Source organism: Novosphingobium marinum, assembly GCF_013408095.1.
GTDB classification, from domain to species: domain Bacteria; phylum Pseudomonadota; class Alphaproteobacteria; order Sphingomonadales; family Sphingomonadaceae; genus Novosphingobium; species Novosphingobium marinum.
Genome location: NZ_JACBZF010000003.1, coordinates 162,140 through 180,107, shown reverse-complemented (window position 1 = coordinate 180,107; position 17,968 = coordinate 162,140). Strand labels below are relative to the sequence as shown.

Genomic DNA, 17,968 nt, shown 5'->3' with positions numbered 1-17,968 from the left:
AGACCTCATGAAGATCCTCGTGCCCGTGAAGCGGGTGATCGATTACAACGTGAAGCCGCGGGTGAAGTCGGACGGTTCCGGCGTCGATCTCGCCAACGTCAAGATGAGCATGAACCCGTTCGACGAAATCGCGGTCGAAGAAGCGATTCGGCTGAAGGAAGCGGGCAAGGCCGAGGAAATCGTGGCCGTGTCGATCGGTCCCGCCAAGGCGCAGGAAACGCTGCGCACGGCGCTGGCGATGGGTGCCGACCGGGCGATTCTCATCGAGACCGACGAGGACGTCGAACCTCTCGCGGTGGCCAAGATCCTGAAGGCTGTCGCCGAGGCCGAGGAACCGGGCATGGTCATTCTCGGAAAGCAGGCGATCGACGACGATTCGAACCAGACCGGCCAGATGCTCGCCGCCCTGATGGGCCGGCCGCAAGGCACTTTCGCCTCGAAGGTCGAGATCGACGGCGATGCCGTGTCGGTTACGCGCGAGGTCGATGGCGGCCTCGAAACGGTCAAGCTGACCCTGCCCGCGATCGTCACCACCGACCTGCGGCTCAACGAGCCGCGCTATGCGTCGCTGCCGAACATCATGAAGGCGAAGAAGAAGCCGCTCGATAGCAAGACGCCCGCCGACTACGGCGTGGACATCGCGCCGCGCCTCAAGACGCTCAACGTCTCCGAGCCCCCGGTCCGCCAGGCCGGCGTCAAGGTAGAGGACGTCGATGCGCTTGTCGCCAAGCTCAAGGACATGGGAGTCGTATAAGATGAAAACGCTCGTCTGGGTCGAACATGACAATGCGGCGATGAGCGATGCGACGCTCGCCGTCGTGACCGCCGCCTCCAGGCTCGGCGAAGTCCACCTGCTCGTCGCGGGTTCGGGCTGTCGCGCCGTGGCCGAAGAAGCCGCCAAGGTCGCCGGAGTGGGCAAGGTCCACCTCGCCGACGATGCCGCGTACGCCAACGCGCTGGCCGAGAACATCGCGCCGCTCGTCGTCGACCTGATGGGTCATCACGACGCCTTCCTCGCGCCGGCCACCACTACCGGCAAGAACATCGCCCCGCGTGTGGCGGCGCTGCTCGACGTGATGCAGATTTCGGACATTCTCTCGGTCGAGGGCGACAAGACCTTCACTCGCCCGATCTACGCGGGCAACGCCATCGCGACGGTCGAGAGCACTGACGAAAAGCTGGTGATCACCGTGCGCGGAACCTCGTTCGAAAAGGCCGGGGCCGAAGGCGGCTCGGCCGAGATCGAGGACGTGAGCGGCGCGGGCGATTCCGGCCTCTCCAGCTTCGTCGGCGCCGAAATCGCCGAGGGCGGCGACCGCCCCGAACTGACCAGCGCGAACATCGTCGTTTCCGGCGGCCGCGCGCTCAAGGATGCCGAGACCTTCGAACAGTACATCATGCCGCTCGCCGACAAGCTCGGTGCAGGCGTCGGCGCGAGCCGCGCGGCGGTCGATGCCGGCTACGTGCCCAACGACTACCAGGTCGGCCAGACCGGCAAGATCGTTGCTCCCGAAGTCTACATCGCGATCGGCATCTCGGGCGCGATCCAGCACCTTGCGGGCATGAAGGATTCGAAAACCATCATCGCCATCAACAAGGACGAGGACGCCCCGATCTTCCAGGTCGCGGACATCGGTCTCGTCGCCGACCTCTTCAAGGCCGTACCGGAGCTCACCGACAAGCTCTGATCGGGCCGTGAAACCGGTCGGCTCCCTCCTGGTCGTATTGGCACTGCTTCCGGCCGTCGCGTTCGGCGTGCCGGAAGCAAGTGCGAAAGAACCTCGGGTTCTCGAACCTCTGGGCGCCTGGAACGTTCATTGGGACGAGAGCACCTGCTATCTTGGCCGCGAGTTCGGCACGCGCGAACGGCCCCTCGTGCTTCGCTTCGAGCGGTTCGCACCGGATAACGACTTCGGCCTTATGCTCGTCGGCGACGACCTCTCGTCGATCAGGTTCGGGCAGGAAATCACCGTATCGTTCGGCCCGGGCGATCCTGACCCTAACGTCCTGAAGGCCCGAACCGCCGAGACGACCGAGGGCAAACCGGTCGTCCTCGTCTCGAAAGCGAGATTGCGGGAGGCGGAGGACGAGGATTCATCGATCCCGCCGGATGTCGAAAATGCGATAGGTACCGTCGCTCTCGAATGGAAACGGCACGCACTCGTCCTCGAGACGGGTTTGCTCGGGAAGCCGTTCGAAGCGTTTCGGTCGTGCACCGACAATCTCGTCAGCAGGTGGGGCTTCGATCCGGCCGAGCAGCGCGCCCTGAAAAACCGACCTCGCCCGTCCTCCAATCCCGGCCGGTGGATCCTGCCGAACGATTACCCTTTGCGTGCCCTTACCCAGGGTATGCAGGGGATCGTCAATTTCGTCCTGATGGTCGATGCGGAAGGCATGCCCACCGGCTGCACGATTGCATCCGCCGTGGCATCCGACATCTTCAAGAAAGAAACGTGCCACCAGTTGATGGACCATGCGCGCTTCGACCCTGCCCTGAACGCGGCGGGAAGCCCGGTGGCATCGTTCTACGCAGGCAGCGTTACGTGGATCATGGGCTGACAGGACCCTTGGTGGACAGCCTCTCGTAAAGCACCAGATCGGCGCCGTCCCCGTCTTCGCAATGCTTTCCGAACGGCGTGAAGCCCAGGCGCTGTGCAAGCAGGTGCGACGCTTCGTTGCCCTCGTCGATCATGCAGGTGATACGGCTGCGGCCGTGCTCATCGTCGAACCACCCGAGCGCAGCCTCCATCGCCTCGCGCGCGATGCCGTGCCCTTCGCGGTCGAGCCGGACGATCCAGCCGGCCTCGGGAACGTCGTTCATCGCATCGTCGAACCCGCGCCAGCTGTGGAAGATCCCACAGGACGCGACGATCTGCGGACCGCCGAGCAGGCGCACCGCGAACAGGCCGTAGCCGTAGAGGCTCCAGCTTCCCGCATTGCGGCACAATCGCTGGTGCACGTCGGCATGCGTCACCTCGTCCATGGCGAGATAGCGGCGCGTTTCCGGCTCCTCGAGCAGGTCGACCATATCCTCGAGGTCGGCGGCAGACGGCCGCCACAGTTCCAGCCTCTTGGTAACCAGTACAGGTGCCGTCTCGCTCACAGGAGCTTCTCCAGCCCGTGAATGCACAGGCCGACGAAGCCGCCGACGAGGGTACCGTTGATCCGGATGAACTGGAGGTCGCGGCCCACCGCACCTTCGATCCGCGCGGTCACGGTCTTGGCATCCCAGCGGCGGACGGTTTCCGACACGATGCGTACGATCTCGTCGCCATAGCGCGACACGATGCCGACGAGCGTGCGCCTGGAAAACCGGTTGATCAGCTGCTGCAGGCGGCGGTCTTCCGACAGGGCCTTGCCCAGCTCTCCGAGGCTCAGGCCTATGCTGCCCGACAAGGCCTTATCCGGATCGCGTACCGTTCTGAGCAGTGCCTGCCGGCTGCGTTCCCACATGCCGTCGAGCCAGTGCCCGATCGCGGGGTTGGCCAGGATTTCCGCCTTCCAGCTTTCGACGCGGGCCTGCATCTCCGGGTCTTCGAGAAGATCGCGCGCCAGGCCATGCAGCGCTTCCTCGGCCTTGCTGCGAAGCGGGTGGTGCTCGTCGACCAGGATTTCGGCAAGCAGGCGGTAGGTGCCGTCGAGCACGCCGTTGGCCAGCCTCTCGTCGAGGCCGGTCCAGCGCATGATCGTGTTCGCACGTTCGTGGATCATGTCGCGGATCAGCGTCTCGTTCTGCTCGATCATCCCTCCGATCCAGCGGATCATCGCCTCTAGCACCGGGATATGGCGCTTGTCGGCGATGGCATTGGTCAGCATCTGGCCGAGGAGCGGGGCGAGGTCGATCTTCTCGATCTGCCGCCTGAGGCCCGCCTTCACCATGCCGCCCAGGCGCTCCTGGTCGAGCGATTCGAGGATGTCGGCGAACAGGCCCGCCGCGCCTGCCCGAATGCGCGATTCGCCGCCGCGTGCCGGATCGGTGAGGAACGCCCCGGCGCTGGCGGCAATGTTGAACCCGTGAAGGCGGCGCGCGACGACCTGCGGGGTCAGGAAATTGCTGCGCAGGAATGCCGCCATCGTGTCCGCGATCCGGTCCTTGTTCGCCGGAATGATCGCGGTATGCGGGATCGGCAGTCCGAGAGGGTGGCGAAATAGTGCCGTCACGGCGAACCAGTCGGCAAGGCCGCCGACCAGCGCGGCTTCGCTGAAGGCCAGGACATAGCCCCAGGCCGGGTGCGTGCCCGAATAGCGGTTCAGGAAAATGAATGCCGCCGCCATCGCGACGAGAAGCCCGGTGGCCGTCAGCCGCATGCGGCGCGCCTTGTCCCTGTCGGGCGCAATCCTGGAAATGGGCCTGTCGATTGCCACTGACAGGCCGCTATTCGGCCGGGTACGCGGTATCCGACTGGCTGCGGCGTCGATCGTCCTCGGCATGCTCGGGCTCGAAAGTGAGCACCGACTTGCGAAGCTTCGGTCCGATCCGCTTTTCGAGACCGTCTGCAAGGCTGAACCCCGCCGGGACGATGAGCAGCGTCAGGACCGTCGACATGATCAGGCCGCCGATGACGACCGTGCCCATCGGCGCGCGCCAGGCCGCGTCGCCGGAAAGCGAAATCGCGGTGGGGACCATGCCGGCGGTCATGGCGACGGTCGTCATGATGATCGGCTGCGCACGCTTGTGGCCCGCCTCCACGATGGCTTCGAACTTCGACCTGCCCGTCGCCATCTCCTCGATCGCGAAGTCGATGAGCAGGATCGAGTTCTTTGCGACAATCCCGAAAAGCATGAGCACTCCGATGAATACGGGCAGCGAAAGCGACTGGCCCGTGATCAGGAGCGCGATCAGGCCGCCGAGGGGTGCGAGGAACAGCGATCCCATGTTGACCAGCGGCGACACGAACCGGTGGTAGAGCAGGACGAGGACCGAGAAGACCAGCATGATCCCCGCCGCGAGCGCGATGAAGAAGTTGTTGAGCATCTCGGCCTGCCACTCGTCCGCGCCGAACGGAGCATTCGACACGCCTTGCGGCAGGTTCTTCATGATCGGCAGGTTCTGGATCTGCTCGTCGGCAGTCCCCTTGACCACGCCCGGCGCAAGGTCGGCGCCGACGAAGACGCGACGGCTCTGGTTGTAACGCTGGATCTGGGTCGGGCCCGAGCCGAAGCGGATCTCGGCCACGCGCTCGAGAGGTACCGATCCGCCGTTTGCCGTCGGAACCGGAAGGTTGCGAAGGGTCTCGATGTTCCTGCGCGAATCCTCGGGCAGCTTCACGCGGATCGGAACCTGCCTGTCGGACAGCGAGAACTTCGCACTGTTCTGGTCGATCTCGCCCTGCGTGGCGATCCGGATAGTCTGGCTGAGCGCTGCGGTCGTGATGCCGAGTTGCGCCGCAAGATCGAGCCGCGGTTCGATGACGAGCTCGGGGCGCCGCAGGTCGGCGTTGAGACGGGGCGCGACGACCGTGTCGAGCGTGCGCATCTGTTCAACGAGCGTCGCCGCGGTCTTGTTGAGCTCATCGGGATCCGATCCCGAAAGCATGACCGAGATGTCACGGCCGGTGCCGCCGCCGCCCTGATTGCTCAGGAAGTTGACGCGGGCGTCCGGGACCTGCTGCAGGATCGGAGTCAACTCGCGCTCGAACTCCATGCTGGTGCGCTCGCGATCGTCCCTGAGCGTGATGAAGATGTACGCCTGACCCTCACGGATACGCTCGAGCGCGGTTTCGACTTCGGGCTGCTCATTGATGATCTCGGCGACCCGGTCCGCCACGCGCTCGGTCTGTTCGAGCGTGGTGCCGGGCACCATTTCGATCGAGACGCGACTGAAATCGCTGTTGCTGTCCGGGAAGAACTGCATCGGGATCATGGTGAACAGGACGCCGGTAATCAGGAGCGCAGCGAAGCCCACGCCCATCATCCACATGCGGTGATCGAGAAACAGGCTCATCCAGCGGCGCAGCCCGCCACGACCTTCGCGGTATCGCTGCGCCTTGGACTTGTCGAGCGACCAGGCGAGGATGCGCAGGTAGCGATCCATCATCGGACCGCTGGCGTGATCCGCATGGCCGTGCGCCTTGAGGAAGTACGCCGCGACCATCGGCGTGATCATGCGGGCCACCGCGAGGCTCATGAGCACCGCAGCGACGACTGTCAGGCCGAAATTCTTGAAGAACTGCCCCGAAACGCCCGGCATCAGGCCTACCGGAAGGAACACGGCCACGATGGAGAAGGTCGTCGCAACGACGGGCAGGCCGATCTCGTCGGCGGCGTCGATGGATGCCTGGTAGGCCGACTTGCCCATGCGCATGTGGCGCACGATGTTCTCGATCTCCACGATGGCATCGTCGACCAGAACGCCGGCGACGAGCCCGAGCGCGAGGAGCGACAGGGTGTTCAGCGAAAATCCCATCAGGTCCATGAACCAGAATGTCGGGATCGCGCTCAACGGGATCGCGAGCGCGGAAACGACGGTCGCGCGCCAGTCGCGCAGGAAGAAGAACACGACGATGACGGCGAGGATCGCGCCTTCGATCATGGCGGCGATCGAGCTCTCGTACTGCCCGATGGTGTAATCGACGCTGGTGAACAGGCGCGTGAAGCGGACCTGGCCGTTGTTCTCTTCGCTGATCTTCTCGAGTTCCTCGACCGTCGCATCATAGACGCTGACGTCGGATTCACCGCGAGCGCGCGAAATCCCGAACGTCACGACTTCGCGGTTCTTCACCTTGCCCTTGGCGGTCAGTTCGCCGTAGCGGTCCGTCACCGTTGCGAAGTCGGCGAGCTTGACGGTGCGACCGCCGGGTAGCGCAATCTGCGTCTGCGAGAGTTCGTAGGCGTCTTCCGCGTTCCCGAGAACCCGAACCGACTGACGCGATCCTGCGACTTCCGCCTTGCCGCCCGCCGCGTTGATGTTGACCTGCCGCAGGACGGCGTTGACCTGGTTGGCAGTCACGCCGAGCGCCTGCATGCGCGCCGGGTTGAGCTCGACCACGATCTCGCGGTCAACGCCGCCGCCGCGCTCTACGTTCGCCATCCCGGGAATGGCGAGCAGCCGCTTGGCGATCGTATCGTCGATGAACCACGACAGCTGCTCTATGGTCATGTCGTCGGCGGCCACCGCGAAATAGGCGATGGGATCGGATGACGTCTGAACCTTGAAGACCTGGGGCTCGAGAATGCCGTCGGGCAATTCGCCGCGCACCTGGTCGACGGAGTTCTTCACCTCGTTCACGGCCGCGTTGATATCGGTTCCGATCTGGAACTCGACCATCGTCTGGCTGTTGCTCTCGCTCGCCGTCGAACTGAGCGATCGAACACCGCTAATGGTTCGGACCGAGGACTCGATCCGCTGGGTGATCTGGGTCTCGATCTCGGTCGGAGCGGCACCCGGCTGCGAAACCGAGACGATGACCATCGGGAATTCGATGTCGGGATCCTGCTGGATCTTCATGCCTGAAAAGGCGACGATCCCCGCAAGCGTGAGCCCCAGGAAAAGAACGATCGGAACGACCGGATTGCGGATCGACCAAGCCGAGATGTTGCGAAAATTCATGATCGGCGGACCCGGCCCTCAGCCTTGCTTTCCATCCTGCCGGACGGGTTTGACCGTCTGGCCGGGGTTGAGGAACCCGCCCGCGCGCAGGACGATGCGCTCGGTCCCGTTGAGCCCTTCGATCACGGTGATTCCGTCGTCGGTCACGAATCCTGTCCTCACGTTGCGACGGGCCACCTTGCCGTCGTTGCCGACGACATAGACGAACGTACCTTGATCGTCGCTGAGCAGGGCGGATTCGGGAAGCATGGGCGCAACCACGCTGCCGCTGTTGATCCGCGCCGATGCGAAGCCGCCGGGGCGCAAAGCCGGATCGTAGGGTAGCGCGATCCGTGCCGTGCCTTGCCGGTCGCCTTCGTTGATGGTCGGTTCGAGCTGCCAGATCTGGCCGTTGAAGGTCTGCTCGGATCCGACCGGCGTCACTTCCGCAGAGGCCCCGACCGAAAGCTTGGCAAGGTCGTCCTCGCCGACTTGCGCGAGCAGCTCCATCTCGCCGCCGCTGGCGATGCGGAAAAGCACGCCGCTTCCCGGTCCGACGACCTGGCCCGGCTCGATGTTGCGCTCGAGCAGAAGACCTGCTGCGGGAGCGAGGATGTTGAGGCGCGCGGTTCGCTCGCGCATCTCGGCGAGCTGCGCCTGCGCCACCTTCACCCGTGCCGCCGCTGCGTCGCGGGTCGCAGTTAGGCGGTCGACGTCCGCCTTCGAAATGAACCCCCGCTCGACGAGCTGAAGCGCGCGGTCGAGGTTGGACTGCGCAAGCTGGGCGTCGGCCTGAGCGACCTGGACCTGCGCGGCGAGCCCGGCCTGCTGCTGGGTCTGAACCGAGCGATCGATGACCGCGAGAACCTGTCCCTGGCTCACCCAGTCACCCTGGTCGACCAGAACCCGATCGACGCGCCCGCCTTCGCCAACGGCACCAACCGGCAATTCGCGCCGAGCGGCCAGCGATCCGGTCGCACTGATCCCGCCCTGAACCGTCGTCCGGCCGGGACTCACGACCGTGACCACCGGCGCCTGTTCGCTGGCGTCTTCGGCAAGTGCTCCGGCGCCGTCGTCACGCGACATGAACCACATGGCGATGAGGATCGCGAGGACGATCGCAGCGCCGATCCAGAGACGGCGACGGCTGCGCCGTTCGTCTGCGGCATCAGCTTCCAGAGGGTCGTAGGCCCGTGCCCCGCCCTCGGCAGTCTCTTCGCTCTCGATCTTCGTGTCGTAGTTCATTCGACCTTGCATCCCGGTCGCAGCACGAACGCGGCTGGCTTGCCCGGACGAGTCCCGCGCCTCGAAAAAGCGCGAATGTCGTGCCGAGGCCAGCCGGCCCGCGTGCTCGCAAAAAAATTCCTGAGATGCGCAATAAACCCGCCGCGCCCCGGTGGCAATGCGAAGCTGAGCCTGGCCGGCTCAACGCGACAAATCGGCAACAGTCGTGCGGTGCGGGATCGTCGGCCGGAGCCTGAAGCGGGTCGTCAGTACTTCTGCTGTCGCTCGTAAAGGTCGCGGTAATGCTGGATGCGGGTCACGCGAAGTCCCTGCATGCCGGACCGGTCGACCGCACGTTGCCATGACGCGAATTCCTCGAGCGTCAGCTGATAACGCTCGCAGACTTCGTCGATGGTCAGGAGCCCGCCGTTGACCGCGGCAACCACCTCGGCCTTGCGGCGTACGACCCAGCGCGTGGTATTGGGCGGAGGCAGCGTATCGATCGTCAGCGGCTCTCCGAGCGGCCCAATGACCTGGGCAGGACGAATCTTCTGGTTCTCGATCATCATTACCCTCGATCACCGGCCGCGGGTGGCCCGGCGATGGCCAAGATGTTGGCCCCCCTGAACTTTCCATCCGCTAAAGCGGTTGGGTTAACGGAACGTGAGCCATGATCGAGATCGGCAAGAAACCGAGCCGCATTGCGATGAAAGCTGCCGTGCCTGAGACGAAGGCCCGTTTTTCCGGTTGGTCCGAACTGGCGGCGGAACTCGTGCCCTGCAAACAGGCGCGAGCGCATGCCGTGCCAGTCGAGCTGTACGGGCACTCGGGCGCCGTCCTGCGGCATCCATTCGTGGGTGACTTCGATCTCCATGCCGGCTTCTTTAAACCGGCTTCCCTCAAGGACCGGTAAAGACGCGATTTACCCTGTGTTGAGGATCATGAACCGCGCGCGTGGCCTGTTCACGCGCGCACATGCCCCCTATATGCGCCGCCCATGAACCTTTCCGACCTCATCCCGGGCGTCGATGCACCGGCGCTGTTCCAGCTGCCAGGACCGCTTTCTCGCAGGCGCATCGTGGTCGCCATGTCCGGCGGCGTCGACAGCTCGGTCGTCGCCGCGCTGGCCGCGGCGACCGGCGCGGAGACGATCGGGGTGACGCTCCAGCTTTACGATCATGGCGCCGCGACGGGCCGCAAGGGCGCCTGCTGCGCCGGAGACGATATCCGGGACGCTCGTGCCGTCGCCGACAGGCTCGGCATCGCACATTACGTGTTCGACCACGAGACCCAGTTTCGCGAGGAGGTGGTCGAACGGTTCGCGGACGACTACCTCGCAGGGAGAACGCCGATCCCGTGTATCCGATGCAACATGGGTCCGAAATTCACCGACCTTTTTGCCATGGCGCGCGATCTCGGGGCCGATTGTCTCGCTACCGGTCATTATGTGCAGCGCCTCGAGGGGGAGGGCGGGCCCGAACTGCATCGCGCCAGCGATCCGGCACGCGACCAGAGCTACTTCCTCTACGCGACGACCGAGGAGCAGCTCGAGTTCCTGCGGTTCCCGCTCGGCGGACTGCCGAAGACCGAGGTCCGCGCGATCGCCGAGGCAATGGGCCTGCGCAACGCGGCGAAGCCCGACAGCCAGGACATATGCTTCGTACCCGACGGGGACTACGCCTCCACCGTGAAGAAGATGCGGCCCGAAGGCGTCGCGGGGGGCGAGATCGTGCACGCGACGACAGGTGAGGTTCTCGGCACGCACCGGGGCGTCATCCACTATACCGTAGGGCAGCGCCGGGGCCTCGAGATCGGCGGCCAGCCCGAGCCGCTCTACGTGGTGCGCATCGATGCCGATGCACGGAAGGTCGTCGTAGGGCCGCGTCGCTTGCTGGCGGTATCGTCGGCGCGCATCACTGAGGTCAATCGTATCGGCCCGGTACCGGACGCGCCGCTGACGGCCAAGGTGCGCTCGCTGGCGAAGCCCGTACCGGTGACGATCGAAGGAGACCTTCCGGACGGCTGCGATGCGAAGATTTGCTTCGACGTGCCCGAATACGGGGTAGCGCCCGGTCAGGCCGCAGTGATCTATGCGGGCGATCGGGTGATCGGCGGCGGCTGGATCGCATCGACCGAACCTGCCGAAGTGCCGCAGGCCGCCTAGTCGCGCCAGCCTTCCAGAACGCAACCCTGACCTTCGCGAAAAGTGGCTGTCTGACTTGCGATCAGGGGAACGGTCGCCGTGACGCTTCGGGCCTCCTCGTCCTCGCTTAGAAAGACAAGGTCCATGCCCTCCTCGAAATCGTCCTTGCAGGTCTCCAGCGGCCTTCCCGAGATATAGCGGCACGGACAAGCCACCCGCGCGCCGAAGGATGCGGCGGTCAGGCCGAACTCGTGCATAGGTCGCCAGTACCAGGCGACGATCCCCGCCAGGGCGACGACGACGGCAAGCGCGATCTTGCGCTTTCGCCGTCGCGGGCGGCGGTTCGGTGCAGGCTGGTGGACCGGCTGCGGGGAAACAGGTTGCTGGGAGATTGCCATTTCGATCGGGCTTGAGCATCAGGAGCGCGCCATGCCGACGCGCCGCATATCCCTTATCCTCTCGTTGCTGGCGCTGCCAAGCCTCTCGTCATGCAGCAGCCAGCCCCCTGCCGGTCCGCCGCCGCCCAGCGAAGAGGCGCTGGCCTCGCTCTCCGAAGAGCCGGGAGCGCCCGGAACCGCGCTCGCGCGTTCGGTCGATGCGATCTTCGATGAATCGTCCGTCGGGGAGACGCGCGCGCTTGTCGTGATGCGCGGTGGCGAAGTTGTCGCCGAAAGATATGCGCCGGGCTATGCTGCCGACACGCGGCTGATCGGCTGGTCGATGTCGAAATGCGTCACCGGCCTGCTCGTCGGCCTGCTGGTGAGCGATGGCCGCCTGCGGCTCGACGAGGGTGCGCCGGTGCCCGACTGGCGCCGACCGGGGGACCCGCGCGGCGAAGTGACCTTGCGCCAGCTCCTCCAGATGCGCTCGGGCCTGCGCCATGCCGAGTTGTCCGATCCGCCGTATGAAGCCGACACGGTGCGGATGCTGTTCCTCGACGGACGCGACGACATGGCGGCCTATGCGGAGGCGCAGCCGCTCCGGGCCGAGCCGGGGCGTCAGTTCGGATACTCCTCGGCGACGAGCATGATCCTGTCCGATCTCGTCGCGCGGTCGCTGACGCGCAGCGACGATCCCGCGCGGCGCCGCGCCGTGGTCTCCGATTTCCTGGCAAGCAGGCTGACCGAACCGGCAGGCATGGATTCGATGACGGCCGAGTACGACGCTGCGGGCACCATCATCGGATCGAGCATGATCTACGCGACCGCGCGCGACTGGGCACGGCTGGGCGAATTCTTCCGCCATGGCGGATCGGTGGACGGGGCGCAGGTCGTTCCAAGACGCTGGATCGATTTCATGACTTCGCCCTCGCCGCGCAATGCCTCTTACGGCGGCCATATGTGGCTCAACAAGCCCGACTCGCGCGACGGGGAGATACGCTTCCCGGGCGCGCCCGAGACGATGTTCGCCTGCATGGGGCACCTCGGCCAGTATGCCCTTGCCTCGCGCGAGAAGAAGCTGACGGTTGTGCGCCTGGGCCACACCGCCGAGGAGGACCAGCCCGAACTGCGCCGCAGGCTCGCCGAACTCGTCGCGCTGTTTCCCGGCTAGAAGCGAAACCGGCCCTCGACCACCGTCACGCAGGAGCCGCCAAGGAACGCGCGCTCGCCGTCGAGCCTGCATGCGAGATGCCCGCCACGGCGCGACGCCTGATAGGCAGTAAAGGCGTCGCGGCCCAGTTTCGCGGCCCAGAACGGCGTCAGGACCGCATGCGCCGAGCCGGTCACGCTGTCCTCGTCCACTCCGGCTCCCGGCACGAATACGCGGCTGACGACATCGGTCCGCGTTCCGCGAGCCGTTGCGATGAACTGGTGGTCGCCGAAGCCGGCAAGCGCGCGCATGTCGGGTCCGAGGGAGAGGACCGCCGCTTCCTCGTCGTAGAGGAAAACGTTGTAGCCGTCCGGATTGCGCCAGACCTCGACCGGTTCGCCGCCCAAGGCCGCAGCCGCTTCGGCCCAGTTTTCGGGCCGCGTCTGGATCGCGGGCAGCGCCAGTTCGTAGCCCTCGCCCGAACGGCGCACTTCGAGAACGCCCGCCTTGCGGGTGCCGAAAGTCACGGCGTCGCGGCCGGCCTGCTGTGAAAGCAGGACATGGCCCGAAGCGAGCGTTGCGTGACCGCATAGCCGCACTTCGAGAGCGGGTGTGAACCACCGCAATTCAAGGTCTGCGGTTCCGCTCGTATCCGGCACGAGAAAGGCCGTTTCCGCAAAGTTATTTTCCTCGGCGATCCTCTGCAGCGTCTCGTCGTCGGGCCAGCCATCGAGCAGCATCACCGCCGCCTGGTTGCCCGCGAAAGGCTCGGAGGCGAATGCGTCGACGTGGAAATAGGGGACCGAGCGGTTCATGTTGTCGCTTTCGTAACGAGGTCGTTGGCGTCGGGGAGGACGTTCTTCGCCGCCATCCCCTCTTCGTCGACGAGGCCTTCCGGGTCGGGGTGGATGAGGATCTCGACGTCGGGAAACTCGCGATGCAGGCGCGCCTCGATGTCGTCCATGACCTTGTGCGCCTCGCGCACCGTCATGTCGGGGTCGATCCACACGTGGAACTGCACGAAATCTCGATCGCCCGACGTGCGCGTGCGCAGATCGTGCACCCCCTTGAGGTCCGGATTGCGGGCGATGACGTCTAGGAAGCGCTCCCGCTTGTCGTCGGGCCATTCGCGATCCATCAGCTGCTCTATGGCATCGTGCGATGCGCCCCATGCGCCCCAGGCGAGCCACGCGGCAATGCCCAGCCCGAACAGCGGATCGATCCCCGCGATCCCCGCATAGCGATCGAGCGCAAGTGCGGCGATGACGGCAAGGTTCAGCAGCAGGTCCGACTGGTAGTGGACATGATCGGTCGCGATAGCGAGATTACCGGTACGCCGGATGACGTAGCGCTGCCACGAAAGCAGGCCTAGAGTGACCACGATCGCGATCACGGACACGCCGATGCCCTCTGCCGCCGCATGCGGCCTGCTGCCCGAGAGCATCTGCTCGATCGCGCGCGTCGCTATGCCGATCGCGGAGATCGAAATGAGCACGACCTGGAACATCGCCGCCAATGCCTCCGCCTTGCCGTGACCGAAGCGATGCTCGGCATCGGCGGGGCGGGCGGCGATCCAGACCCCGGTCAGCGTCGCGAGACTGGCGACGAGGTCGAGGACCGTATCCGCCAGGCTGCCCAGCATCGCGGTGGAACCGGTCGACCATGCCGCCCATGCCTTGAGCAGGACAAGGAAGATCGCCGTCGCTATGCTCGCGAATGCGGCGCTGCGGTTGAGCCAGCGTGAACGTGCGCGCGCGGTCACGGGTAGAGCAGCGTGCTGGACCAGTCCCGGTCACCGCGCACGAAGCGCCGGCGCTCATGGAGCCGGTGCGGACGGTCCTGCCAGAACTCGATGGCGCGCGGCTCGACACGAAATCCCGTCCAGTGAGCGGGCCGTTCGACTTCCCCTCCCTCGAAACGCGCCCTGGCATTTTCGTAGCGGCGGATGAACGTCTCACGGCTGTCGAGCGGGGCGGACTGTTCGGACGCGACGGCGCCGATCTGCGAATCGCGCGCGCGGCTGTGGAAATAGGTATCGGCCGTCTCGTCGTCGACCGGCGCCAGCGATCCTTCGATGCGCACTTGCCGGCGCAAGGATTTCCAGTGAAATAGCAGGGCGACATTGGGATTGGCGCGGATTTCCAGCCCCTTGCGGCTGCGACCGTTGGTGTAGAACACGAACCCGTCCGGGCCGTGGCCCTTGAGAAGCACCATTCGTACCGAGGGAAGACCATCGGGAGTCGCGGTAGCCAGGGCCATGGCATTCGAATCGTTGAGCTCGGCCACGCGTGCCTCTGCGAACCAGTCGTCGAATATCGCCAGCGGATCGCGATGCGGTATCACATCCTCGAATTCGGCGTTGCTCACTGTCCGTTTCCTTTCGGTTCGATGCAGGCATGCCGCCCATAATCGGTTGCGCCGTACTAGAAAAGCGTGGCTTGCCGGAACGGGAGAGCCTACCTAGCTTATTGCCATGGCAGCCGATCCCTATTCCGTCCTGGGCGTCTCGCGCAGTGCAAGCGACAAGGATATAAAGTCCGCATATCGCACGCTCGCCAAGGAGCTTCATCCGGACAGGAACAAGGACAATCCCGATGCGGCGCAACGCTTCAGCGACGCGACGCGCGCTTACGACCTGCTCAGCGACAAGGACAAGCGCGCCCGCTTCGATCGCGGCGAGATCGACATCGATGGCAACCCGACCATGGGGTACGGGTTCGGCGGCGGGAACGGCGGCCCCGGAGGATTTGGCGGACAGCGCGGTTTCCGGGCCGAGGGCTTCGGCGGCGAGAACGTCGACATCGGCGACATCTTCGAGGGGCTCTTCGGAGGGCGAACCGGCGGTGCCGGGTTCGGCGGACGGGCAGGCAGCGGCAGGGCGCGCGCGGCGCCGAAGGGAGCGAATGTGCAGTACCGCCTGCGAGTATCGCTTCCCGACGCTGCTGTCGGAGCCGACCAGCGCATCACGCTCGCCGATGGCAAGACGATCGATCTCAAGCTCCCCGCCGGAGTCGAGGACGGGATGCAGATGCGCCTGTCGGGCAAGGGTGAAGCCGGACCCGGCGGGAACGGCGACGCGATCGTCACGATCCAGATCGATCCGCATTCCCATTTCAGGCGGGACGGCGACGACATCCGCCTCGAACTCCCGGTGACCCTGGACGAAGCGCTGAACGGCGCGAAGGTCAAGGTGCCGACCGTGGAAGGGGCCGTCGTCATGACCGTGCCGGAAGGCAGCAGTTCGGGCCGGACCCTCCGCCTCAAGGGCCGGGGCTTCAAGCGCAAGGACGGCTCCCGCGGCGATCAGCTGGTGACGCTCGGGATCGAGCTTCCGGAATCGGACGCCGATCTCGCCAGGCGTCTCGAAGGCTGGCGAGACACCCGCCAGGTCAGGGCTCGCCTGGGCGTCTGAGCCCGGGCACGGTCGCCATGGAGGAGAAGCCGGTAGCCGATCCCGAAGCGCTGCCGGACTATTCGCCCGAAGCACGCCGCGTCGAGGCCATTGGCCGCAGCAAGGGCCGCCGCCGCCGCATTCGCGAGCGGATCGGGAGCGACCGCATCTCCCGCATCCTCAAGGTTGCCCGCCGTGTCTGGACCGGGGCCTATTACGACGGGTTCATCCATGCCGGCAATCTTGCGTACATGGCGATCCTCGCGCTGTTCCCGTTCTTCATCGTCGCGGCGGCAATCGCCTCGGCGATAGGGGACAGCGGCCAGCGCGAGGCATCGATCGACGCGTTCCTGACAGCAGTCCCGCCCATGGTAGCCAAGGCGATCGGGCCGGTTGCACGCGACGTCGTCGCCGCTCGCGACGGGTGGCTGCTGTGGGTGGGGGCGCTGTTCGGCCTGTGGACGGCTAGCAGTCTGATCGAGACGATACGTGACATTCTCCACCGGGCCTACGGCACGCCCCTGACCCGTGCGTTCTGGCGCTATCGACTGAGTTCGACGGGTGTCATTTTCGGCTCGGTCGTCCTCCTGCTGCTCTCGCTTTCGGCCACGGTCGCCATCTCGGCGGCTCAGGAAGTAGTCGGTTCGTGGTTCCCACAGCTGGGCAGCGTCTTTACCGGCCTGATCTACTCGCGTGTGGTCAGTGCCTTCGGCCTCTATTGCTCGATCTTCCTCCTTTTCGTGACCCTTACCCCTGCCGCCTACCAGGGCCGGAATTATCCGAAGTGGCCGGGTGCGTTGCTGGTAACGCTCTGGTGGGTGGCGGTGACGGTCCTGCTGCCGATCGTGCTTCGACGGTTCTTCGCCTACGATTTGACCTACGGCAGCCTCGCGGGCGTCATGATCGCGCTTTTCTTTTTCTGGCTCGTCGGGTTAGGGATGGTGATCGGCGCCGAGTTGAACGCCGCTCTTGCGGAAAGTCCCGAAGAGCGAGACCTGAACCGGCGCAGGGAGGGAGCAGGCACGGATGCCGCTCCGGCAGATCGGGAAGCTTTGGAATGACGGGTTTGATGCAGGGGAAACGCGGTCTCATCATGGGGCTGGCGAACGACAAGTCTCTCGCCTGGGGCATCGCGCAGAAGCTGCACGAGCATGGCGCGGAGCTTGCCTTCTCCTACCAGGGCGAAGCGCTTGCCAAGCGCGTTCGGCCTCTTGCGGAAAGTGTTGGCAGCGATTTCCTCATCGACTGCGACGTGTCCGACATGGACGCGCTCGACGGCGCCTTTGCCGCGCTTGCCGAGCGCTGGCCGACGATCGATTTTCTCGTCCATGCCATCGGCTTTTCCGACAAGAACGAATTGCGCGGGAAGTTCCACGATACCAGCCTCGACAACTTCCTGCTGACGATGAACGTGTCCGCCTACAGTCTTGTGGCGGTGACGAAGCGCGCCATTCCGATGATGCCCGAAGGCGGCTCGATCCTGACGCTCACCTATTACGGTGCCGAGAAGGTCGTGCCTCACTACAACGTGATGGGCGTTGCCAAGGCTGCGCTGGAGACCAGTGTCCAGTATCTCGCCAACGATCTCGGGCCGAGCAACATTCGCGTCAATGCGATCTCGGCAGGGCCGATCAAGACTCTCGCTGCCAGCGGGATCGGCGACTTCCGCTATATCCTGAAGTGGAACGAGCTGAATTCACCGCTCAGGCGCAATGTCACCATCGACGATGTCGGCGGTAGCGGTCTTTACCTCCTGTCCGACCTGTCGTCCGGCGTGACCGGTGAGGTGCATCATGTCGATGCAGGCTACCACACGATCGGCATGAAGCAGGAAGACGCACCCGATATCGCCCTCAGCTGAGGGCATCGGAGATCGGGTTGGCGGTGCCAACCGCTGGGACCGGGCAACACTTCAAGTCAGGCGATCCGCGGCGCTGAGGTATCTCACGCGCGCTTTGGCATGCGCGCGGACCATGGTGGCCTGATACGTGGTGTTGGTTCGCCCTTCCGAGGGAGGGGAACCGGGATGCCTGAAGTCCATACCTTGCGGATATCGCGGAGAAGTTGGGCAGCCCGGCCCTCGGCCGGGATCCTTTCGGGCCTCTCATCCCCTTCCATACATAGAAAAAGGGCCCCGCCGTTGCCGGCGAGG

General features: G+C 65.2%; 18 protein-coding genes. 9 read left to right on the top strand and 9 right to left on the bottom strand.

The window, feature by feature from the left end:
- Window positions 1-7 precede the first annotated feature (7 nt).
- The 3 genes from FHS75_RS10175 to FHS75_RS10165 are packed head-to-tail and all read left to right on the top strand — an operon-like array spanning window position 8 to window position 2,559.
- Complete coding sequence (locus FHS75_RS10175) at window positions 8-754, top strand: electron transfer flavoprotein subunit beta/FixA family protein (protein ID WP_179407620.1); 747 nt, start codon at window positions 8-10, stop codon at window positions 752-754.
- 1 nt (window position 755) lies between these two features.
- A complete protein-coding gene (locus FHS75_RS10170; RefSeq protein WP_179407619.1) occupies window positions 756-1,688 on the top strand; it encodes an electron transfer flavoprotein subunit alpha/FixB family protein in 933 nt (310 codons plus the stop codon).
- A 37-nt stretch (window positions 1,689-1,725) separates the two neighbouring features.
- Window positions 1,726-2,559, top strand: a complete 834-nt coding sequence (locus FHS75_RS10165; protein WP_179407618.1) for an energy transducer TonB — start codon at window positions 1,726-1,728, stop codon at window positions 2,557-2,559.
- Here the strand turns inward: FHS75_RS10165 and FHS75_RS10160 are convergent.
- The 5 genes from FHS75_RS10160 to sciP form a co-directional block, all read right to left on the bottom strand.
- Complete coding sequence (locus FHS75_RS10160) at window positions 2,549-3,103, bottom strand: GNAT family N-acetyltransferase (protein WP_179407617.1); 555 nt, start codon at window positions 3,101-3,103, stop codon at window positions 2,549-2,551. The genes FHS75_RS10165 and FHS75_RS10160 overlap by 11 nt on opposite strands.
- Window positions 3,100-4,308: a DUF445 domain-containing protein gene (locus FHS75_RS10155; RefSeq protein WP_179407795.1), complete on the bottom strand. Its 1,209-nt coding sequence runs from the start codon at window positions 4,306-4,308 to the stop codon at window positions 3,100-3,102. Before FHS75_RS10155 ends, FHS75_RS10160 begins: the two co-directional genes overlap by 4 nt.
- A gap of 67 nt (window positions 4,309-4,375) precedes the next feature.
- Window positions 4,376-7,549, bottom strand: coding sequence for an efflux RND transporter permease subunit (locus tag FHS75_RS10150; protein WP_179407616.1), 3,174 nt, complete (start codon window positions 7,547-7,549; stop codon window positions 4,376-4,378).
- Between the two features lie 18 nt (window positions 7,550-7,567).
- Entirely contained in the window at window positions 7,568-8,773 is a 1,206-nt protein-coding gene (locus FHS75_RS10145) for an efflux RND transporter periplasmic adaptor subunit (protein ID WP_179407615.1), read from the bottom strand.
- Window positions 8,774-9,018: 245 nt separating this feature from the next.
- Window positions 9,019-9,318 (bottom strand): CtrA inhibitor SciP, encoded by a 300-nt coding sequence (sciP, locus tag FHS75_RS10140; protein ID WP_179407794.1) that lies wholly within the window; start codon window positions 9,316-9,318, stop codon window positions 9,019-9,021.
- Window positions 9,319-9,422: 104 nt separating this feature from the next.
- Here sciP and FHS75_RS10135 point away from each other — a divergent pair, with 104 nt between their 5' ends.
- Together FHS75_RS10135 and mnmA are read left to right on the top strand one after the other, a co-directional pair.
- Window positions 9,423-9,665 (top strand): hypothetical protein, encoded by a 243-nt coding sequence (locus tag FHS75_RS10135; RefSeq protein WP_179407614.1) that lies wholly within the window; start codon window positions 9,423-9,425, stop codon window positions 9,663-9,665.
- An 84-nt stretch (window positions 9,666-9,749) separates the two neighbouring features.
- Window positions 9,750-10,916, top strand: a complete 1,167-nt coding sequence (gene mnmA / locus FHS75_RS10130; RefSeq protein ID WP_179407613.1) for a tRNA 2-thiouridine(34) synthase MnmA — start codon at window positions 9,750-9,752, stop codon at window positions 10,914-10,916.
- Here the strand turns inward: mnmA and FHS75_RS10125 are convergent.
- Window positions 10,913-11,293 (bottom strand): hypothetical protein, encoded by a 381-nt coding sequence (locus FHS75_RS10125; RefSeq protein WP_179407612.1) that lies wholly within the window; start codon window positions 11,291-11,293, stop codon window positions 10,913-10,915. The genes mnmA and FHS75_RS10125 overlap by 4 nt on opposite strands.
- 31 nt (window positions 11,294-11,324) lie before the next feature.
- Here FHS75_RS10125 and FHS75_RS10120 point away from each other — a divergent pair, with 31 nt between their 5' ends.
- Entirely contained in the window at window positions 11,325-12,446 is a 1,122-nt protein-coding gene (locus tag FHS75_RS10120) for a serine hydrolase domain-containing protein (protein WP_179407611.1), read from the top strand.
- Here the strand turns inward: FHS75_RS10120 and FHS75_RS10115 are convergent.
- From FHS75_RS10115 to pdxH, 3 genes are read right to left on the bottom strand one after another with little or no spacing between them, the layout of a single operon-like run.
- Window positions 12,443-13,240: a PhzF family phenazine biosynthesis protein gene (locus FHS75_RS10115; RefSeq protein ID WP_179407610.1), complete on the bottom strand. Its 798-nt coding sequence runs from the start codon at window positions 13,238-13,240 to the stop codon at window positions 12,443-12,445. The genes FHS75_RS10120 and FHS75_RS10115 overlap by 4 nt on opposite strands.
- Complete coding sequence (locus FHS75_RS10110; RefSeq protein ID WP_179407609.1) at window positions 13,237-14,187, bottom strand: cation diffusion facilitator family transporter; 951 nt, start codon at window positions 14,185-14,187, stop codon at window positions 13,237-13,239. The genes FHS75_RS10115 and FHS75_RS10110 overlap by 4 nt, the downstream gene beginning before the upstream one ends.
- Window positions 14,184-14,792 (bottom strand): pyridoxamine 5'-phosphate oxidase, encoded by a 609-nt coding sequence (gene pdxH, locus FHS75_RS10105; RefSeq protein WP_179407608.1) that lies wholly within the window; start codon window positions 14,790-14,792, stop codon window positions 14,184-14,186. Before pdxH ends, FHS75_RS10110 begins: the two co-directional genes overlap by 4 nt.
- A gap of 106 nt (window positions 14,793-14,898) precedes the next feature.
- Between pdxH and FHS75_RS10100 the strand changes: the two genes are divergently transcribed.
- From FHS75_RS10100 to fabI, 3 genes are read left to right on the top strand one after another with little or no spacing between them, the layout of a single operon-like run.
- On the top strand, window positions 14,899-15,837 hold the full coding sequence (locus tag FHS75_RS10100) for a DnaJ C-terminal domain-containing protein (protein WP_179407607.1): 939 nt from the start codon (window positions 14,899-14,901) through the stop codon (window positions 15,835-15,837).
- Between the two features lie 17 nt (window positions 15,838-15,854).
- Complete coding sequence (locus FHS75_RS10095) at window positions 15,855-16,877, top strand: YihY/virulence factor BrkB family protein (protein WP_179407606.1); 1,023 nt, start codon at window positions 15,855-15,857, stop codon at window positions 16,875-16,877.
- Window positions 16,874-17,677, top strand: coding sequence for an enoyl-ACP reductase FabI (gene fabI, locus FHS75_RS10090; RefSeq protein ID WP_179407605.1), 804 nt, complete (start codon window positions 16,874-16,876; stop codon window positions 17,675-17,677). The genes FHS75_RS10095 and fabI overlap by 4 nt, the downstream gene beginning before the upstream one ends.
- Window positions 17,678-17,968: the final 291 nt, after the last annotated feature.